Origin of the sequence: Thermaerobacter sp. FW80, from assembly GCF_004634385.1 — a bacterium.
GTDB lineage: Bacteria > Bacillota > Sulfobacillia > Thermaerobacterales > Thermaerobacteraceae > Thermaerobacter > Thermaerobacter composti.
In genome coordinates this window covers 1,157,921-1,177,200 of the sequence record NZ_CP037895.1, presented here as the reverse complement: position 1 = coordinate 1,177,200, position 19,280 = coordinate 1,157,921, and the positions used below count along the sequence as shown (strand labels likewise).

11 protein-coding genes are annotated in these 19,280 nt (G+C 70.4%); all 11 read right to left on the bottom strand.

The window, feature by feature from the left end; all coding sequences use genetic code 11:
- Window positions 1-132 precede the first annotated feature (132 nt).
- Entirely contained in the window at window positions 133-1,179 is a 1,047-nt protein-coding gene (locus tag E1B22_RS05055) for an ABC transporter ATP-binding protein (protein ID WP_256369298.1), read from the bottom strand.
- 3 nt (window positions 1,180-1,182) lie between these two features.
- Window positions 1,183-2,193 (bottom strand): ABC transporter ATP-binding protein, encoded by a 1,011-nt coding sequence (locus E1B22_RS05050; RefSeq protein ID WP_135224810.1) that lies wholly within the window; start codon window positions 2,191-2,193, stop codon window positions 1,183-1,185.
- 15 nt (window positions 2,194-2,208) lie between these two features.
- On the bottom strand, window positions 2,209-3,177 hold the full coding sequence (locus E1B22_RS05045; RefSeq protein WP_135224809.1) for an ABC transporter permease: 969 nt from the start codon (window positions 3,175-3,177) through the stop codon (window positions 2,209-2,211).
- A 4-nt stretch (window positions 3,178-3,181) separates the two neighbouring features.
- Complete coding sequence (locus E1B22_RS05040; RefSeq protein ID WP_135224808.1) at window positions 3,182-4,111, bottom strand: ABC transporter permease; 930 nt, start codon at window positions 4,109-4,111, stop codon at window positions 3,182-3,184.
- Window positions 4,112-4,298: 187 nt separating this feature from the next.
- The gene (locus tag E1B22_RS05035) at window positions 4,299-6,074 is read right to left on the bottom strand and encodes an ABC transporter substrate-binding protein (protein ID WP_135224807.1); all 1,776 of its coding nucleotides are present in this window, start codon (window positions 6,072-6,074) and stop codon (window positions 4,299-4,301) included.
- A 376-nt stretch (window positions 6,075-6,450) separates the two neighbouring features.
- Window positions 6,451-7,536, bottom strand: coding sequence for an ABC transporter ATP-binding protein (locus E1B22_RS05030; RefSeq protein WP_135224806.1), 1,086 nt, complete (start codon window positions 7,534-7,536; stop codon window positions 6,451-6,453).
- On the bottom strand, window positions 7,533-8,570 hold the full coding sequence (locus tag E1B22_RS05025) for an ABC transporter ATP-binding protein (protein ID WP_135224805.1): 1,038 nt from the start codon (window positions 8,568-8,570) through the stop codon (window positions 7,533-7,535). The genes E1B22_RS05030 and E1B22_RS05025 overlap by 4 nt, the downstream gene beginning before the upstream one ends.
- A gap of 276 nt (window positions 8,571-8,846) precedes the next feature.
- On the bottom strand, window positions 8,847-11,138 hold the full coding sequence (gene ligA, locus E1B22_RS05020) for an NAD-dependent DNA ligase LigA (protein ID WP_243123752.1): 2,292 nt from the start codon (window positions 11,136-11,138) through the stop codon (window positions 8,847-8,849).
- Between the two features lie 85 nt (window positions 11,139-11,223).
- The gene (gene pcrA, locus E1B22_RS05015) at window positions 11,224-13,602 is read right to left on the bottom strand and encodes a DNA helicase PcrA (RefSeq protein ID WP_135224804.1); all 2,379 of its coding nucleotides are present in this window, start codon (window positions 13,600-13,602) and stop codon (window positions 11,224-11,226) included.
- A 285-nt stretch (window positions 13,603-13,887) separates the two neighbouring features.
- Window positions 13,888-16,794 carry an ATP-binding protein gene (locus E1B22_RS05010; protein ID WP_135224803.1) on the bottom strand — a complete coding sequence of 969 codons (2,907 nt, stop codon included), beginning with the start codon at window positions 16,792-16,794 and terminating at the stop codon, window positions 13,888-13,890.
- Between the two features lie 876 nt (window positions 16,795-17,670).
- Window positions 17,671-19,245, bottom strand: a complete 1,575-nt coding sequence (gene guaA, locus E1B22_RS05005; protein WP_305791214.1) for a glutamine-hydrolyzing GMP synthase — start codon at window positions 19,243-19,245, stop codon at window positions 17,671-17,673.
- Between the last annotated feature and the right edge of the window lie 35 nt (window positions 19,246-19,280).

Sequence of the window (19,280 nt, the reverse complement as noted above, 5' to 3'; positions counted from 1 at the left end):
GCGTCGCGCCGGCCACGGCCGATGGCGAGGAGCCGCGCAACGCCAAAGGGCCCCGCCACTGCGGGGCCCTCGGCTCAAAAGCCATGGGGTGGTCGTCGCATCCGGGCCGGGAGGGGTCGGGGCCTGCGAGGGTCAGGCCGCGTTCGTCCCCTTGACCAGGTGGCAGGCCGCCCAGTGGCCGGGCGCGATCTCCTCCAGCGGCGGTCGCACCTCCCGGCACACCTGCTCCGCCAGCGGGCAGCGGGTGCTGAAGGGACACCCCCGCGGCGGATCCAGCGGGCTGGGCACGTCGCCCTTGAGCACGATCCGCTCTCGGGTCCGCTCGACGGCCGGGTCGGGGATGGGCACGGCCGAGAGCAGCGCCTGGGTGTAGGGGTGCTGGGGCCGCAGGTAGAGCTCGTCGCTGGGCGCCAGCTCCATGATCTGCCCCAGGTACATCACCGCCACCCGGTCGCTGATGTGCTTCACCATGGACAGGTCGTGGGCGATGAAGATGTACGTCAGCCCGAACTGCTCCTGGAGGTCCGTCATCAGGTTGACGATCTGGGCCTGGATGGACACGTCCAGGGCGGAGATGGGCTCGTCGGCGACGATGAACTCCGGGTTGACCGCCAGGGCGCGGGCGATCCCGATGCGCTGGCGTTGGCCGCCGGAGAACTCGTGGGGGAAGCGGCCGGCGTGCTCGCGGTTCAGGCCCACCAGGTTGAGGAGCTCGTGGATGCGCTCCGTCCGCTCCTTGCGGCTCTTCACCATCCCGTGCAGGTCCAGGGCCTCGCCGATGATCTCCGACACCAGCATGCGGGGGTTCAGGGAGGCGTAGGGGTCCTGGAAGATCATCTGGGCGCGACGGCGGAAGCGCATCAGGTCCTTGCCGGTCAGCTTGTGCACATCCTGGCCGTCGAACAGCACCTGGCCTGCGGTGGGCTCGTACAGCCGGACGATGGTGCGGCCCACGGTGGACTTGCCGCACCCCGACTCGCCCACCAGGCCGAGCACCTCGCCGCGCCGCAGGGTGAAGCTGACGCCGTCCACCGCCTTGAGGACGGCACCCCGCCCCACGTCGAAGTACCGCTTGAGGTCGCGCACCTCCAAAAGCGGCTGCTCGCCCGGGGTCGCGGCGTCCTGGTCGCCGCCGGCGTCGCGGACCGCCTCGGCCGTCGTGGCTCCGCCCTTGGCCACGGCTCACGCCCCCCTTTCCTCGGCGTTGAGGCCCACCACCGGCGCGTAGGGATGGTGCAGCCAGCACTTGGCCAGATGGCCGGGCCGGATCTCCTCCAGCTGCGGATCGTACGTGTGACAGACGCGCATGGTGTACGGGCAGCGGGCGGCGAAGGCGCACCCCGCCGGCGGCGCGAACAGGTCCGGCGGCGTTCCCGGGATCGCCTGGAGCCGCTCCCGCCGGTCGTCCAGGCGCGGGATGGAGCGCAGCAGCGCCTCGGTGTACGGGTGCTTGGGATGGTGGAAGATCTCCTCCGCCGTCCCCTGCTCGACGATCTGCCCGGCGTACATCACCGCGATGCGGTCGGCCATGCGCGCCACCACGCCCAAGTCGTGGGTGATCAGGATGATCGCCGTTCCCAGGCGCCGCTTGAGATCCTGCATGAGCTCGAGGATCTGCGCCTGGATGGTGACGTCCAGGGCCGTGGTGGGCTCGTCGGCGATGAGCAGCGCCGGGTTGCAGGCCAGGGCGATGGCGATCATCGCCCGCTGGCGCATGCCGCCGGAGAACTGGTGGGGGTACTGGCGCACGCGCTCCTCGGGGTTGGGGATCCCCACCATCCGCAGCAGCTCGATGGCGCGCGCCCGCGCCTGGTCGGGTCGCATGCCCTGGTGCTTGATCAGCGGCTCCGCGATCTGGCGCCCGATGGTCATGGTCGGGTTGAGGGAGGTCATGGGATCCTGAAAGATCATGCCCATCGAGCGTCCCCGGATCTTCTGCATCTCGCGCTCGGGCAACTGCACGATGTCCTTGCCCTGGAAGAGGATGGAGCCGCTGACGATCCGCCCCGGCGGCATGGGGATCAGGCGCATGATGGTCTGGGCCGTCACCGACTTCCCGGAGCCCGACTCCCCGACGATGCACAGGGTCTCGCCCTTGTGCAGGTCGAAGGAGACACCCCGGACCGCCTGCACCTCGCCGCCGTGGGTGCGGAAGTGGACTCGCAGGTCGCGGACTTCCAGCAGCTTCTCCATAGGCTTCGTCCTTTCCTAGCGGGCCCGCAGGCGCGGATCCAGCGCGTCCCGCAGGCCGTCGCCCACGGCGTTGAAGGCGAACATGGTGATGCTCAGGGCCAGGGCCGGAAAGGCGAACTGCCACGGCCGGATGCGCATCACCGTATAGGCCTCGTTGATCAGCGTGCCCCAGCTGGCCATCGGCGGCGGCACGCCCAGGCCGATGAAGCTCAGGAACGCCTCGCCGAAGATCGCCCCCGGCACCGTCAGCGTCAGGCTGACGATGATCGGCCCCATGACGTTGGGGATCAGGTGCCGCAGGATCAGCTGCAGGGTCGGCACGCCCAGCACCCGCGCCGCCAGGACGAACTCCATCTCGCGCAGCTGGAGGATCTGGCCGCGCACCAGGCGCGCCATCCCCACCCAGCCGGTGATGCCCATCGCCAGGATGATGGTCGGCAACCCCGGCTGCATCACCACCAGCAGCAGGATCACCAGCAGCAGGTAGGGGATGCCGTAGAGCACGTCGACGATGCGCATCATGATCTCATCGACCCGGCCGCCCAGGTACCCGGCGATGCCGCCGTACAGCACACCGATCACCAGCTCCAGCAGGGCGGCGACGATGCCGATGAACAGCGAGATGCGCCCGCCCATCCAGACCCGGGTGAACAGGTCGCGCCCGATCTGGTCGGTGCCGAACCAGAACTTGGCCGACGGCGGTTGATTGATGCTGGCGTAGTCCTGGTAGTCGAAGGTATGGCCATGTACATGGTATGAGATCACAGGGCCCAGAAGGGCAGCCGCCGTCATCAAGATCAGGAGCACCAGCCCCAGCATGGCCAACTTGTTGGCCCGGAAACGGACCCAGGCGTCCTGCCAGAAGGTCAGGCTGGGGCGGACGATGGCCTCCGCCTCGCCGGCGGTCATGCGTGCCGGCTCGAACAGGTCCGGTGTTAGCGGCGGCGGCGACGCGTCAGCGGAAGCCGCCCGGTTCACTGCCATGCACTCACCCCCTGGCCCGGTTCGTCAGCCGGATGCGCGGATCGATCAAGCCGTAGGACATGTCAACCAAGAAGTTGGCCACGATCAAAAAGATGAAGTAGAAGAGAGTGGTCCCCAGGATCAAGGGATAGTCCCGCTCATAGACGCTCTCAACGTAGTACTTGCCAAGGCCCGGAATTCCAAAAATGGATTCGATCACCACTGTCCCGGTGATGACGCCGGCCACCAGCGGGCCCAGCAAGGTGACGATGGGTAGGATGGCGTTGCGCACCGCGTGGCGCCACACCACCTCCCGTTGTGACAGGCCCTTCGCCCGAGCGGTGTTGATGTAATCCTGGTTAAGCACATCCAACATCTGGGTACGCATCATGCGTACCAGTGTCGCCAGCATGGTCCCACCCAGAGCCAGCGAGGGTATGACCGACGTTTCCCAACGCCCGTTCCACAGCACAGGTACCCAGTTCAGCTTGACGGCAAACAACCACTGGCCAAAGACCGCGATCACGAAACTGGGCACCGATACGCCCAGCACCGCGATCACCATTGCCAGGTAGTCCGGCCAGCGGTTTCGGTTGAGGGCAGCCACAATCCCCATCGACAAGCCGACCACCAACGCAAAGAGTAGCGCCTGGATGCCGACCCAAGCGGACTCCGGGAAGCCTTCGGCGATCATGCGGTTGACGCTCTGGCCGATGTTCTTCAGCGACACGCCGAGGTCGCCGTGCAGCAGATTGTTCCAGTAACGGAGGTACTGCTCCCACAGGGGGTCATTGAGGCCGTACTTCTCCATCATCAGAACCAGAATTTCGGGGCGCAATCTGGGATCTGAGAAGGGGTTGCCCGGAATCGCATGCATAAGGATGAACGTGACCGTTACGACTGCCCAAATGGACACCAACATCAGTAGCAACCGCTGCAAGAGGTAACGACGCATTCCTTCCCCCCTCCCCGGACACCGGTCCTTAGGCGGGACCATTTAGACGGGACGAGATCCCGGCGCTCGGCCGGGATCTCGTCCCCTCAATCGCCGCTTACGCCTGACTGCGTTACACCTGCCTAGTCCCCTGAATCAGAGGCTTAGGCCTTGCTCTCCAGCCGGTCCGCCATCCCCTCGCGTTTGGTCATTGCTGGCGACCCTGCGTGTAGGCCCACTTGAATTCGGGGCTATAGCCAACAGCCCGGCGAACAAGGCCCTTCACGAAAGGCCGCTGAGCATATTGAACCACGCGGTGATAGACCGGCACCATGGGCAGGTCCTTGGCGATCAACTTCTCCAGCTCGATAGCGATCTCGCGCTGCTTTTCAGGATCGGGCTCGTTTTGGAGTTGCTCCACGAGACGATCGTACTCGGCGTTGCAGTACTTACCATCGTTGTATGGCCCATTGCATACCCACAGGTCCAGGTAGGTCAGCGGATGGTCATAGTCCGGGCCCCACCCGGCAAAGATGATGTCGAACTTCCCGGTCCGCTGCCGCTCCAAGCGTTCTTGGAAAGGCACCTGGACAATCTGAAGGTCGATGCCCAGATTCTGCTTGAACTGCTGCTGGAAGAACTCCAGCCGTGTCTTGACGACGTCACCGTCATCGCCCACGAACTCGATTGTCGGCACCTCAGTGAGGCCCTCTTCCTGAAGCGCCTCTTGCCACAGTTGCTTGGCCCTCTCGGGATCCGCCTTCGTCGGGAGCAGCTTCAACGGATCCACGTACTTCTTGGCAAAGCTGTTACCCGGCTCCTCGCCCGGAGCTGTAATCACGGGGTTGACGTAACTAGTCGCGGGGATACCAATCCCCTTGAGGAGAGCCTGGATATAGGTTTCCCGGTCGAAGGCCAGCGCGATGGCCTGGCGCGCCTTGGGATTGTTCCACGGCTTCTTCGTTTGGTTCAAGACCAGGTAGAACGTCCCGCCATCCTCGTAGGTACCGAGCTCGTTGGCGTGATCTCGCTCGAACTGTTCCTTGTATTCGCCTGGCACACCCGTAATGTCGAGTTCCCCTGCCTCATAGGCGTTGATATATGCGGCCGCATCTGGCACCATCACGAAGTCAATGTAGTCGAGTTTGACCGTCTGCGCGTCCCAATAATTGGGGTTCTTTTCGAGCCGCAGGGAGTTCCCGTGCTCCCATTCCTTGATCACGAACGGACCATTGTAGACTGCCTTGTCAGCGTCGCTGGCGAACTGATCTCCAAATTGTTCAACGATATCCTGCCGTACCGGATACCAGGTTGGGAACGTGAGCAGGCTCAGGAAAAGGCCCTGGTTTTGGCTCAGGTTTTCTGTCACAGTTACCTTGAGCGTCTTCTCATCGACAACCTCGATACCGACGTTGTCGAGAGCCTCTTCGAGTTTGGCTATTTCTTGATCGTTTTCGCAAGCGTCGTCTTCGTTACCCAGTTCCCCATCGTTGTCACATGCAGTCGCAACCTCATGACCGCCCTTGATCCATCGATACACCATGTAACTATACTGCGAGGCTGTCCGAGGGTCCATCGCCCGCTTCCATGCGTAAGCGAAGTCGTTGGCCGTCACCGGCTTCCCATCGCTCCATTTGGCGTCACGCAGATGGAAGGTATAGGTCAGACCGTCCTCGGAAACCTCCCAGCTCTCAGCCATGCCACTTCCCTGCTTGATCTCGCCATTCGGATCTCGGCGAACCAAACCTTCGTAGGCCGCTCCAAGCACTTCAAAGGATACGCTATCGGTCGCGAGCTGGGGATCCAGGCTCGGCGGTTCATCGCCCAGATTCAACTTCAAGTAGCTGGGGCTGTCAACACCGCTCGCCTGCTGACCCTGCCCCGGCTGCTGGCTCGTGGTGCCACCGTTGCTGCAGGCAGCCAGGACCAGCGAGGCCACCACGAGGATGCTGAATAAAGCAAACCACTTCCGCGTGCGATTCAACGTAAGTACCCCCCCTGATCCAGGTTGGCGCTCCCCGCGCCGGACCGTCTCGACGCACCTTCACCTCCTGCCGCCGGTCATGTTTTCGATTATGCATGATACACCGATGGATGGTTCTCGCAAGGCACCGAATTTCCTCCTGACTTGCGACCCGGTAGCCAGGGAAAAACCGGCGCGCGCAGCACCAGGAGGGCGCCGCCTGCCGGCGCCGGTTGCGCGTTCTGGCCTTGCGGGGCGGGGCCGGGACGGCCCCGGGGTGCACCGGGCGCCCGCGACGGTCGCTGCGCGGAGTGCGCCGGGTGGCATCGTCAAGCGCCGGTGCGCTCCGGCCCGGGCGGGCCCGCTGCTGCCCGGGACCACCCGCAGCGCCGGCCCCTCACGCCCCGGCCGCCACATCCCATGCGGGCACCGGCGGCAGTTTCTCGGCCAGGTGGCAGGCCACCCGGTGCCCGTCGCCCATGGCCCGCAGCTCGGGCTCCTGCTCCCGGCAGACCGCCTCGGCGAAGGGGCAGCGGGTGTGGAAGCGGCAGCCTCGAGGCGGGTTGGCCGGCGAGGGTACGTCGCCCTGGAGCACGATCCGCTCCCGCTGCCGCTGCCGGGGCGGATCGGGCAGGGGCACCGCGGAGAGCAGCGCTTGAGTGTAGGGGTGGAGCGGCCGGCGGAAGAGCTCTTCGGTTTCCGCCAGTTCCACCAGCCGGCCCAGGTACATGACCCCGACCCGGTCACTGATGTGCCGGACCACCGAAAGGTCGTGAGCGATGAAGAGGTAGGTCAGGCCGAACCGCGCCTGCAGGTCCTCCAGCAGGTTGATCACCTGGGACTGGATGGACACGTCCAGGGCCGAGACCGGCTCGTCACAGACCACGAACCGGGGGTTCAGGGCCAGGGCGCGGGCGATGCCGATGCGCTGCCGCTGGCCCCCCGAGAACTCGTGAGGGTAGCGGCGGGCATGGTCGGGGGACAGCCCCACCACCTCGAGCAGTTCGGCCACCCGCTGCTTCAGGGCCCGGCCCCGGGCCACGCCGTGCACCGCCAGGGCCTCGCCGACGATCTCTCCCACCGTCAGCCGCGGGTTGAGGGAGCCGAAGGGATCCTGGAAGATGATCTGCATATCCCGGCGCAACCTGCGCAGCTCCCGCGGCGGCAGGCGGAAGATGTCCTTCCCGACGAAGCGCACCCTGCCTGCCGTTGGCTCCAGCAAGCGCAGGATCAAGCGGCCCGTGGTGGTCTTGCCGCAGCCCGACTCGCCCACCAGGCCCAGGGTCTCCCCCTCGTAGATGTCCAGGTCGATGCCGTCCACGGCCCGCACCCAACCCCTGGGCCGGCCGAGCCAGCCGCCGCCGGTGGGGAAGTATTTCTTGAGCCCGCGGACCTCGACCAGCACCCGGCCCGCTCCCGTTGAGGCGCCTGCGCGCGCTTGCGGGGCGGCCGCGCGCACTTCCGGTTCGCGGGACTGCGTCATCCCGCCACCTCCCCTCGCGGGGTGCCCGGTGCATCGCCGCCGGCCGCCGCCCCGTCTTCTTCCCGCAACCAGCAGGCAACCCAGCGCCCGGCGCCGGCGGGACGCAGCTCGGGCTCCTGCCGGCGGCAGAGATCGCTCGCGTGCGGGCAGCGCGGGTGGAACCGGCAGCCGCCGGGCAGCCGGGCCGGGTTGGGCACCTGGCCGGGGATCACGTGCAGGCGCTGCCGCCGCCTGTGGAGCTGGGGCAGCGAGGCCAGCAGGCCCTCGGTGTAGGGGTGCAGGGGCCGGGCGAACAGCTCGTCCACCCCGGCGACCTCGACGATCTTGCCCGCGTACATGACCAGCACCCGGTCGGCCATGTCGGCGATCACGCCCAGGTCGTGGGTGATCAGCAGGATGGCCGTCCCCGTGCGCCGCCGCAAGGACTTCATCAGGTCCAGGATCTGGGCCTGGACCGTGACGTCCAGGGCCGTGGTGGGCTCGTCGGCGATGAGCAGCTGGGGGTTGCACGAGACCGCCATGGCGATCATCACCCGCTGCCGCATGCCGCCCGACATCTGGTGGGGATACTGGCGCGCCCGCGTCTCCGGGTCGGGGATGCCCACCAGGCGCAGCAGCTCCACGGCCCGGGCGAAGGCCTCCCGGCGCGGCAGCCGCTGGTGCAGCCGCAAGGACTCGGCGATCTGGGCCCCCACGGGGTACACGGGGTTCAGTGAGGTCATGGGCTCCTGAAAGATCATGGCGATCCGGTTGCCCCGGATGCGCCGCATCCGGGCCTCGCTGAGGCGCAACAGGTCCTGCCCCTCGAACAGGATCTGGCCGCCGGCGATTCGCCCCGGCGGCGAGGGTACCAGGCGCAGGATGGAGAGGGAGGTCACGCTCTTGCCCGAGCCCGACTCGCCCACCAGGCCCACGGTCTCGCCCCGGTCGATGGTGAAGCTCACCCCGTCGACGGCGGCGAAGCGCCCCTCGTCGGTGGCGAACTCGGTGCGCAAGTCGCGGACCTCCAGCAACGGCCGGCGGGTGGTGCTCAAGGATGGCTCCTCCTGGGACGGTGGCCGCCGGCGGGGCCGGCGGCCACCCGGTGCAAGCCCGGCTCCGATTCGAAGCCCTCAACGGGGAATCGGATGCCGGGACTCGACAATATACCATCAAAAATCAACGGTTTTCACGAAGAGTTCGCCACCGTTGCCGCGGGTCCTGCCCGGTCACCCGCGCCCGCGCCCGAACTCGGCCGGGCACCGTCCCGCGGGACGGGCCGCCAGCGGCGCACCGGCCGGCCCGTGCAGGGCGCGGGCCGGGTTGCCCGGTCAGCCCTCGCCCCCCGTCGCCGGGTCGCGCCCCACCAGGCGGAGGAAAGCCGCCTCGTCCAGCACCGTAATGCCCAGTTCCCGGGCCCGGGCCAGCTTGGAACCCGCGCCCTCCCCGGCCACCACGTAGTCGGTCTTGCGGCTGACGCTGCCGGTCGCGCGGCCGCCCAGGGCCTCCACCAGCGCCTCGGCCTCGTCCCGGGTCATGGAGGCCAGCCCGCCGGTAAAGACGAAGGTCTTGCCGGCGACCCGGGCGCGCACCTCCGGCGGCACCGCCGCGGCGGCACCGCGCCCGCCTTCCCCCGCCGCGCCGTCACCGGCCGCGCCCATAACCCCCTGGCCCGAACCGCCCGCGACCGCGCCGGCAGCGGCGGCCGCGCCCGTGCCCGTGCCGGCCGCACCGCCCCCAACCGGCACCCCGCCGGCGGGGGCGCTACCGGGCTCGGGCTCGCCCGCCGCCGCCCGCACCCCGGCCTCGGCCAGCCGCCGGATGAGCTGCCGGTTGTGTTCATCCCGGAAGAAGGTGACCACGCTCTCGGCGATGCGGGGACCGATCTCGGGCACCGCCGTGAGCTCCTCAAGCCCCGCGGCCATCAACCGGTCGATGGTGCCGAAGTGGCGGGCCAGCAGGCCGGCCACCCGCTCGCCGACGAACCGGATCCCCAGGCCGTACAGCAGGCGCCGCAGGGGCCGGCCGCGGGAGGCGTCGATGGCGGCGATCAGGTTGGCCGCGGACTTGGGCCCCATGCGCTCGAGCTGGGCGACGGGCTCCGCCTCCAGATGGTACAGGTCCGCCACGTCCCGCACCAGGCCCCGCGCCACCAGCTGCTCGATGATCGCCGGCCCCAGTCCCTCGATGTCCATGGCGTCCCGGGAGGCGAAGTGGCGGATGCGCTCCAGCTGCTGGGCAGGGCAGGCGGCATTGGGGCACCGGGTGGCCGCCTCGCCCTCCACCCGCACCACCGGGCTGCCGCAGGCGGGGCAGCGCTCCGGCATGGTGAAGGGCCGCTCGGCCCCGGTGCGGGCCTCCTTCACCACCTCCACCACCTCGGGGATGATCTCCCCCGCCTTGTGGACCACCACCAGGTCGCCGATGCGCACGTCCTTCTCCCGGATGTAGTCCGCGTTGTGCAGGCTGGCGCGGCTGACGGTGGTCCCCGCCAGCAGCACCGGGTCCAGCACCGCCACCGGGGTCAGGGCGCCGGTGCGGCCGACGCTGACCAGGATGTCCCGCACCCGCGTCCGCGCCCGCTCCGCCGGGAACTTGTAGGCGATGGCCCAACGCGGACTGCGGGCGGTGGCGCCCAGCCGCCGCTGCTGCGCCAGGTCGTCCACCTTGATCACGATGCCGTCGATCAGATAGGGGAGCTCGTGGCGCCGCCGGGACCACTCCTCGATGAACGCCAGCAGTTCCTCCAGGCTGGTGCAGCGGCGGGCGTGGGGATTGACGGGCAGGCCCCACTGCCGCAGGGCCTGGAGCACCTCCCACTGGCTGCGCGGCGCGACCGCGCGGTCGCCCTCCCACCCCGCCAGGCCGTAGACCCACAGGTTCAGGGAGCGGGAGGCCGTGACCGCCGGATCCAGCTGGCGGACGGAGCCCGCGGCGGCGTTGCGCGGGTTGGCGAAGGGGGGCAGGCCCCGCGCCTCCTGCTCCTGGTTGAGCCGGCGGAAGGCGTCGAAGGTCATGTACACCTCGCCGCGGATCTCGACCCGCCGCGGCACCGGCCGCTCGCGATCGCGCAGGCGCAGGGGCAGGCTGCGGATGGTGCGCAGGTTGGCCGTCACGTCCTCGCCGGCCTCGCCGTCGCCACGGGTCGCCCCGCGGACGAACCGGCCCTCCTCGTAGGTGAGGGCGACGGAGAGCCCGTCGATCTTCAGCTCGGCCACGTAGGCGACGGCATCGCCCACCGCCCGCCGCACCCGCTCGTCGAAGGCCTCCAGCTCCTCGCGGCCGAAGGCGTTGTCCAGGCTGAGCATGGGCTCGGCGTGCTCCACCCGGGCGAAGGGCGCCGCGGGCCGGCCGCCCACCCGCTGGGTGGGCGAATCCGGCGTGACGATCTCCGGGAAGCGCTCCTCCAGCTGGCGCAGCTCCCGCATCAGAGCGTCGTAGGCCGCGTCGTCGATCTCGGGCCGGTCGAGCACGTAGTAGAGGTAGTCGTGGTGGCGGATCTGCTCCCGCAGTTCCTCGGCCCGCGCCCGGGCGGCCGCCAGGGCCTCCCCCCGGGCGGCATCGCCCGCGCCCTTGCCGGACCCGCCGCTTCCGCCGTTGGACCGGTGCTCGTCCACGTCCATCCCCCCGTCGCCCCTGCCCGCCGGCGCCGCCCGCCCCGGCCCGGCCGCACCCGCGCCCGGACCGGCTCCGTCCTGCGGGTCGCCCTCACGCGCGCCGTAGATTGGCGTAGCGGACGATGAAGGTCTTCAGCCCGGCGTCGGGGAACGCGATGGTGACCTCGGCGTCCTCCCCCTCGCCGCGGCGCATCACGATGGTCCCCTCGCCGAAGCGCGGGTGGACGACCCGCTCCCCCGGCCGGAACCCCTCCCCTCCGGCGAGCGCGGCCTCGGCGCGGCGCGCGCCGTCGCCGTCAGCCGTCCCGCCGGCGGTGCGACCCGGCTCCCGTCCCCCCCAGTCGGGCGCCGTCCGGGTGCGCCCGTTGCGAGCGGCGCCCGCGGACGGACCGCCGCGGTGGCGATCCCGGCCGAACGCCCCGCCGACGCGATCGAACCGGCCCGTCGCACCCCACCGGGCACCGCCGCCGGGCCAGCCGGACCCGCCCGGCGCCCCCGCGACCTCGCCGCCCTCGGCGGCCGGTTCGTCCGCACCGGGGAGCAACCCCCGCCACTCCAGGTACCGCGCGTCGGCCTCGTCCAGGAAGCGGGAGGGCACCTGGCGCCGCGTGGCGCCGAACAGGGTGCGCTGGCGGGTGAAGCACAGGTAGAGCCGCTGGCGCGCCCGCGTCATGCCGACGTAGCAGAGGCGCCGTTCCTCCTCCAGCTCCTGGGGGTCGTCCAGCGACCGGCTGTGGGGGAACACCCCCTCCTCCATCCCCGTGATGAAGACCACGTCGAACTCCAGGCCCTTGGCGCTGTGGAGGGTCATCAGGGAGACGGCGCGGGCGCCCTCCTCCAGCTGGTCGACGTCGCTGACCAGGGCGACCTCCGCCAGGAAGTCCACCAGCGGCGCGTCGCCGGGACCGCGCTGGCGCTCGAAGTCGCGCGCCACGGAGAGCAGCTCCTCCAGGTTCTCCAGCCGCGTCCGGGCGTCCGGCGTCCGCTCCTGCTCCAGCATCTCCCGGTAGCCCGTGCGGTCCAGGGCGAAGGCGATGACGTCGTAGGCCGGCCGCTGCTGCGCCAGGGCGGCGAGATCGGCGATCACCTCGCCGAAGGCCGCAAGGGCCGCGGCCTGGGGGCGGGTGATCCCGGGGATGGCCTCCGCCTGGGCCAGGGCGTCCAGCAGGCCCACCCCTGCCCGGTCGAGATGGGCCTCCAGCCGCGCCAGGGTGACCTCCCCGATGCCGCGCCGCGGCACGTTGATCACGCGCCGCAGGCTGATGCGGTCGTCCGGGTTCACCGCCAGGCGCAGGTAGGCCAGGATGTCCTTGACCTCCTTGCGCTCGTAGAACTTCAGGCCGCCCACGATCCGGTAGGGGATGCCCCGGCGCAGCAGGGTCTCCTCCACCACCCGCGACTGGGCGTGGGTGCGGTAGAGCACCGCCATGTCGCCGTATTCGTACCCCTCGTCGTGGAGCCGCTCCATCTCCCGGGCGACGAACCAGGCCTCATCGTGCTCGTCGGCGGCGCCGAAGACCACCACCCGCGCCCCCTCGCCGTGGACGGAGCGCAGCTGCTTCTCCTTGCGCTGGGTGTTGTGCTCGATCACCGCCTGGGCCGCCGCCAGGATGGAGGCCGTGGAGCGGTAGTTCAGCTCCAGCCGCACCACCCGCGCATCGGGATAGTCTTCCTCGAAGCGCAGGATGTTGGTGATGTCCGCCCCGCGCCAGCGGTAGACGCTCTGGTCCGGGTCGCCCACCACGAACAGGTTGCGGTGCCCCGCCGCCAGCAGGCGCAGCAGCCGGTACTGGGCGTGGTTGGTGTCCTGGTACTCGTCGACCAGGATGTGGACGAACCGGCGCTGGTAGGAGGCCAGCACGTCGGGCGCCTCTTCGAACAGGCGCACGGTCTGCATCAAGAGGTCGTCGAAGTCCATCGCCCCGTTCTTCTGCAGCCGCTCCTGATAGGCGGCGTAGACGGCGGCCACCTGCTGGCGGTAGAAGTCCCGGTGCCGGGCGGCGAACGCCTCCGGCCCCAGCAGCTGGTTCTTCGCCGCGGAGATCATCGCCCCGACGGCGTTGGGCGGGTAGCGGGTCTCGCTGAGGTTGCGCTCCTTGAGGACCTCGCGCAGGACGGTGCGCCGGTCGTCCTCGTCGAGGATGACGAAGTTCCGGTCGTACCCGACCCGGTGGCCGTCCCGCCGCAGGATGCGGACGCAGCTGGCGTGGAAGGTGCCGATCCACATGTCCCGCGCCTGGGCCCCCACCATCTGCTCCACCCGTTCCCGCATCTCCCGGGCCGCCTTGTTGGTGAAGGTGATGGCCAGGATCTGGTGGGGCGCCACGCCCTGCTGCAGCAGGTAGGCCACCCGCCGGGTGAGGACCCGCGTCTTGCCGCTCCCGGCCCCGGCCAGGACCAGCACGGGGCCCCCGGGATGGGTCACCGCCTCCCGCTGCGCCGGGTTGAGATCCGCCAGCAAGTCTGCCAAGTCGCGTACCTCCCGTCCGCCGCACGGCCTGCCTCTCCGAGGACCGGCCGTGCCGGTGCCGGCCACCCGGCCTGGCGGCGAGGGCCGCCCGCCGGGACACGGCCTCGCGGACCGCCCCCGCCGCCGACGACCCCAGCTGGCGTGCCATCCACCCCGCCCCGCCAAGGCCCGTCCCCGACGACGGCGGCGATTCCCGTCCGGACCGGATACGTCGCCGCGGCGGCCCGGTGGCGACGGGTCCGTCGCCGCCGGCACCGGGCCAGGGCACCGTGCCCCGACCCCCGGTCACGGGCCCTCCCCGTCGGCTTCGTCCCGGGGTCCCGCCACCGGCAGCACCACCCGCATGCGCGTGCCGCGGCCCACCTCGCTGTCGACGTCGATGTGCCCCCCGTGGTTGCGGACGATGCCGTAGCTGACGGCCAACCCCAGGCCGGTGCCGCCCTCCTTGGTGGAGAAGAAGGGATCGAAGATGCGATTCAGGTGCTCGGGCGGCATGCCCGTCCCGCGGTCCTCCACCTCCACCAGGACGGTCCCCGCCGCGGGGTCGTGGGAGGCCCGCAGCCGCAAGACGCCGCCGCCCGGCATGGCGTCCAGGCCGTTGCGCATCAGGTTGAGGAAGACCTGGCGCAGCTGGGCCTCATCCGCGGTCACCGGCGGCAGCGGTTCCACGACCCGCAGTTCCACGGAGCACCCGCGGGCCACCTCGTCCATGCGGACCATGTCCACCAGTCGCCGCAGCAGGGCGCCCACATCCACCGGCCGCAGCCGCGGCTTGGGCGGGCGGGCCAGCAGCAGCAGGTCGTTGACGATGCCCTCGATGCGCTCGATCTCCTGCAGGACGATGTCGATGTAGCCCGCCAGCTCCCCCTCCACCCGGCGCCCGATCAGCTGCATGAAGCCCTTGATGGCGGTGAGGGGGTTGCGGATCTCGTGGGCCGCGCCGGCGGCCAGCTGCCCCACCGCCGCGAGGCGCTCCGAGCGTCGGGCCCGCATCTCCAGCTCCCGCTCCTGGGTCACGTCGCGCAGGAGGACGATGGCCCCGGCGCGCTCCCCCTCGGAACCGACCAGGGGGAACGCCTGCGCCGTGACCAGGAGGGGCGCGCCCTCCCGCGTCGCGAACTCCCACAGGCGGGGCGGCAGGGGATCGTCCGCGGCCAGCTGCTCCAGCAGCATGCTATCACACGGGGTGTCACTGCCCAAAGGACGCGGCGGCTGCAGCGCGTCGTCGGGAAAGCCGGCGCGACGCAACAGCTCGACCGCCGTGCAGTTGGCCAGCGTCAGGGTGCCTGCGGCGTCGGCCGCCACGATGCCGGTCCCCACCTGCTGGAGGATCAGGTCCTGGAAGCGCTTGAGGGCGGTCAACTCCTGCAGCCGCACCTGCGCCTGCTCGAAGAGGCGGGCGTTGTCCAGGCTCAAGGCGGCCTGGCTGGCGAGGACGTCGATCAGGCCCCCATCGGCGAAGGAGTAGGGTGGCGGCTGGTCGCGCACCACCGCCACCGCCGCCAGCAGCTGGTCGCGGGCCACCAGGGGCACCGCCAGCACCCAGCGTCGGTGACCACCCAGCAGCCAATCCGGTCCCTGCTCCGGCTCGAGGCGCGCCACCACCGTGCGGCGTTCCTCCACCAGGCGGTGGAAGGGCGGCCGGTGCAGGCCGAGCTCCCGCCCCACCAGGCCGGGCGGCGCGTTGCGCAGCGTGCCGACGCGCAGGACGCCGGGGGCCGAGGCCGGCACCAGCCAGAAGACCCGGCCCCCGAGCACCTCGAAGAAGGTGTCGACGACCCGCTCCGCCACCTCGTCGGGCCGCAGGGTGGCGTTGATCACCCGCGCGAAGTGGGACAGGGCCACGACCCCGCCCACCGCCTGCCGCAGCAGCTGGTCGTCGTGGAAGGCGGCGGGCCGGCCCTGGGCGTCGCGCCCCTCCTCCCGGACGAACCGGCGCAGCTGGTCGGCGGCCGCGGCCAGCTCCCCGGCGACGGTCACCAGGGGCTCTCCGAATTCGCCCACCACCGACCGCACCCTGGCCAGGGCGGCGACGGCGTCGGGATCGTACCGGCTGCCCGCGCGGGACCGCACCGCCTCCCACGCCATCTCCGGGTCCCCCCAGCGCTGCAGCGCGAACAGGTAGGCCTCGGCCACCGCCAGGATGCGACTGGCGAGGGGAATGACGGTTCCCGCCAGTCCGTCGGGACCGCCGGTGCCGTCCCAGTGCTCGTGGTGGTGGCGCAGGATCCGCGCCACCGGCTCCAGCACCGCGATGCGGGCGACCTCCCGCGCCGACACCAGGGCGTGCCGCACCAGCTGTTCCGGCGACGGATCGCCGTCGCCCACACCGGGCGGTCGCGGTCCCCCTGCTTCGTGCAACAGGGCGGCCTGCCGCAGGTTGTCCAGATCGCGACCCCGCACCTCCAGGCCCTCGGCCATCTCCGTCACCAGGCGCACGAGGTGCTCGGCGCGACGCAGCGCCTTCGGGTCGGCGTGCAGCGCGCGCAGGAATCGCTCCACGGCTCGTTGGCGGAGGCTCCGCGTCCAGATCGACGTCCCGAAGTGATGGGCCAGGGCGAGAAAGGGGAATGCGGCAAGGGCCCCGGGCGGGTAGTCGTACCGGGTGAAGAGCACGTACACCCCCACCGCAAGCAGCCAGGAGACCATCAGTCGCCAACTGTCCTCGATCACGTAGGTCTGCCACTGCTGACGGAACGGGATGCGCTTGTACAGAGCCAGGGCGGCCGCCACCAAGCCCGTGTTGACCAGGCCGAAGCCCGCGGCACTCGCCAGGTACGGGATGATCGGGTCCCATCCGTCCAGGGGCTGTCCCCACTCGCCGCCGCTGACGCGGAAGATGGCGGCCGCCGTCAGCACGGCCAGGATCGTCTGACCCACATTGAACGCGGTGACGAGGAAGGGCGGACGCCGCCACAAGGCGGCGAAGCACCAACCCACGACCTCCGCCCACATCGGCACCGCGGGGCCGAGCAGCCACAGGGATACCAGCACCACCAGGGCGCCGATCGAGACGGCCTCGCCGCTCGCGGAAACGACCTGGTACAGCTCCGCCACCAGCAGGGCGCCACCCAGCAGCACCGCCAGTGCGGGAGGGGGTGCACTGGTGGAGACGACGAGGATCACCAGTCCGAGAAGACCCGCCGCCGCGACGCCTGCCATGTAGCGAGCCACGACCCCTGAGGGTTTCATGGGGACTCCACTTCGCTGGGGCACCGTGCAACCCTCCCCGGCACCGAGGGGCGCCGACCCTCGCGCCCGCTGGCTCCATGTGGCAGCCTGACCCCCCGAAGGTGCCGTTGCTCAAGGGGTTCAACCACGATGAAGGCCGCGTTCTCCTCAAGAACGCGGCCTTGAACGGGGTCCTTCGCGGTGGTCCCCGACCGCTGGTGATCCGCTACGCATCCGGTCGTCGATCGATCGCGGACGGGTCAGAAGGCGGCCCCAACTCGGTCAACATGCCAATGCCAGATGACCGGTGCCGGCCCGCCCGGGCCGGGTGGGCATCTGCCCCTTTACACCCCACCACGACGTGTGCTTCGATGAAACCGGTCTGCCTAACGGGTGGGGTGGAGCCACGAGCCGGCACCGGCCTCCGGCCACGACGCTAGCCGATGGGCCAGCTGGTCTGCGCAGCGAGGGCGACGACCACGCCGGTCAGGATGCTGGCCGCAGCCATGGCGAGACGGTACAGCATGGCTTCACCTCCCATCCTTCCACCCGGCCGGTGCCGCCCGCCCACCCGCGGGCGGCACCGGCCTTGCCAGGCTTTCCCGGCCCTTTCACCCCCTGCCTACGACACGATCTCGACGATTCCTCCTAGATTCCGAAAGAATAGGACCAGAAAGTGATGGTCCTCCTAGATTCCGAAAGAATAGGACCAGAAAGTGATGGTTTTCGACAAAATTCGCGCTCAAGCCAACGGTCGCGCCGGTGAATCCCCCGAGCCTCTGCCGTCTTCTCGACGGTCGTCGGCGTCCCGGTCATGGACTCGCCATCCGATGGCGAAACCTGTCTGGGACCGCGGCGGCAAGCCGGGCGGCCCCGCCGGTTCGTCCGGGGTCCCCGTCACTCCCACTCGATGGTGGCGGGGGGCTTGGAGGTGATGTCGTAGACCACGCGGTTGACGCCCTCCACCTCGTTGACCAGCCGGCGCGCGATGCGGTCGAGCACCTCGTGGGGCAACCGCACCCAGTCCGCGGTCATCCCGTCGTCCGAGGCCACCACCCGCACGGCGACCGCCTCGCCGTAGGTGCGACGATCGCCCATGACCCCCACCGTGCGGGCCCCCGTCAGGACGGCGAAGGCCTGCCAGACCGAGCCCTCCAGCCCTGCCCGGCGGATCTCCTCGCGCACGATCCGGTCGCACGCCCGCAGGCGCCGGAGGCGTTCGGCGGTGACGGCGCCCACGGTCCGGATGGCGAGCCCCGGTCCCGGGAAGGGATGGCGCTCGATGAGGGCCGTCGGCAGCCCGAGCCGGCGCCCGACCTCCCGCACCTCGTCCTTGAACAGGTCGCGCAGCGGTTCCACCAGCTCGAAGTCCAGGTCGGGCGGCAACCCGCCCACGTTGTGGTGGCTCTTGATGGTGGCGGCCGCCCCGCCGCCGCTCTCGATCACGTCCGGATAGGTCGTCCCCTGGACCAGGTAGGGGATCGGCCCCAGCTCGGCGGCGAGGCGTCGGGCCTGTTCCTCGAACACGCGGATGAAGGTCTCCCCCACGGCCTTGCGCTTGGCCTCGGGGTCGACCAGGCCGGCGAGCGCATCGAGGAACCGGTCCCGCGCGTCGACCACCCGCAGGTCCATGCCGAGCCCGGAGAAGGTGGATCGGACCTCCTCGACCTCGCCCTCCCGCAGGAGACCGGTGTCGACGAACACGGCGACCAGCCGCGAGCCGATGGCGCGATGCACCAGCGCGGCCGCCACGGCCGAGTCGACGCCGCCGCTCAGCGCGCACAGGGCACGGGCCCCGTCGAGCCGCCGCCGCAGGGCCGTCACGGCCCGCTCGACGAAGTCGGCCATGGACCAGCCGCCCCGGCAGCCGCAGACCCGGAAGAGGAAGTTGGCCAGGATGTCCCGGCCCCGCGGCGTGTGGGCGACCTCGGGGTGGAACTGGACGCCGAGCCAGCGCCCGTCGCCCCCCTCGATGGCCGCGTAGGGCGCATCCGCGGTGTGCGCCAACACGGTGAAGCCGGGCGGCAGCACCTCGACCCGATCGGCGTGGCTCATCCAGACGTCCACCCGCGCGCCGAGGCCCGCCAGCAGGCGGCCGGGTTCGTCCACGTGGAGGGTGGCGGGGCCGTACTCCCGCCGTGCCGCCGGGACGACCCGGCCCCCGAGCTGGTGGACCATCAGCTGCATGCCGTAGCAGATGCCGAGGACCGGCACCCCGGCCTGCCAGAGCTCGGGGTCGCATTGCGGTGCCCCCGGCTCGTAGACGCTGGCGGGACCGCCGGAGAGGATCACCCCCCGCGGGCGGTGGCGGAGGATCGCAGCCAGGGGGGTGTGGTGGGGCAGGACCACCGAGTACACCCCGAGCTCCCGCACCCGCCGGGCGATCAGGTGACCGTACTGCGAACCGAAGTCGAGGATCACCACGCGCTCTTCCGGTTCCACCAGAGACGGCTCCCCTTCCATCCCGACCATGGCCATCGCTCCCTTCCTGCCCGGTACGGGCGGAG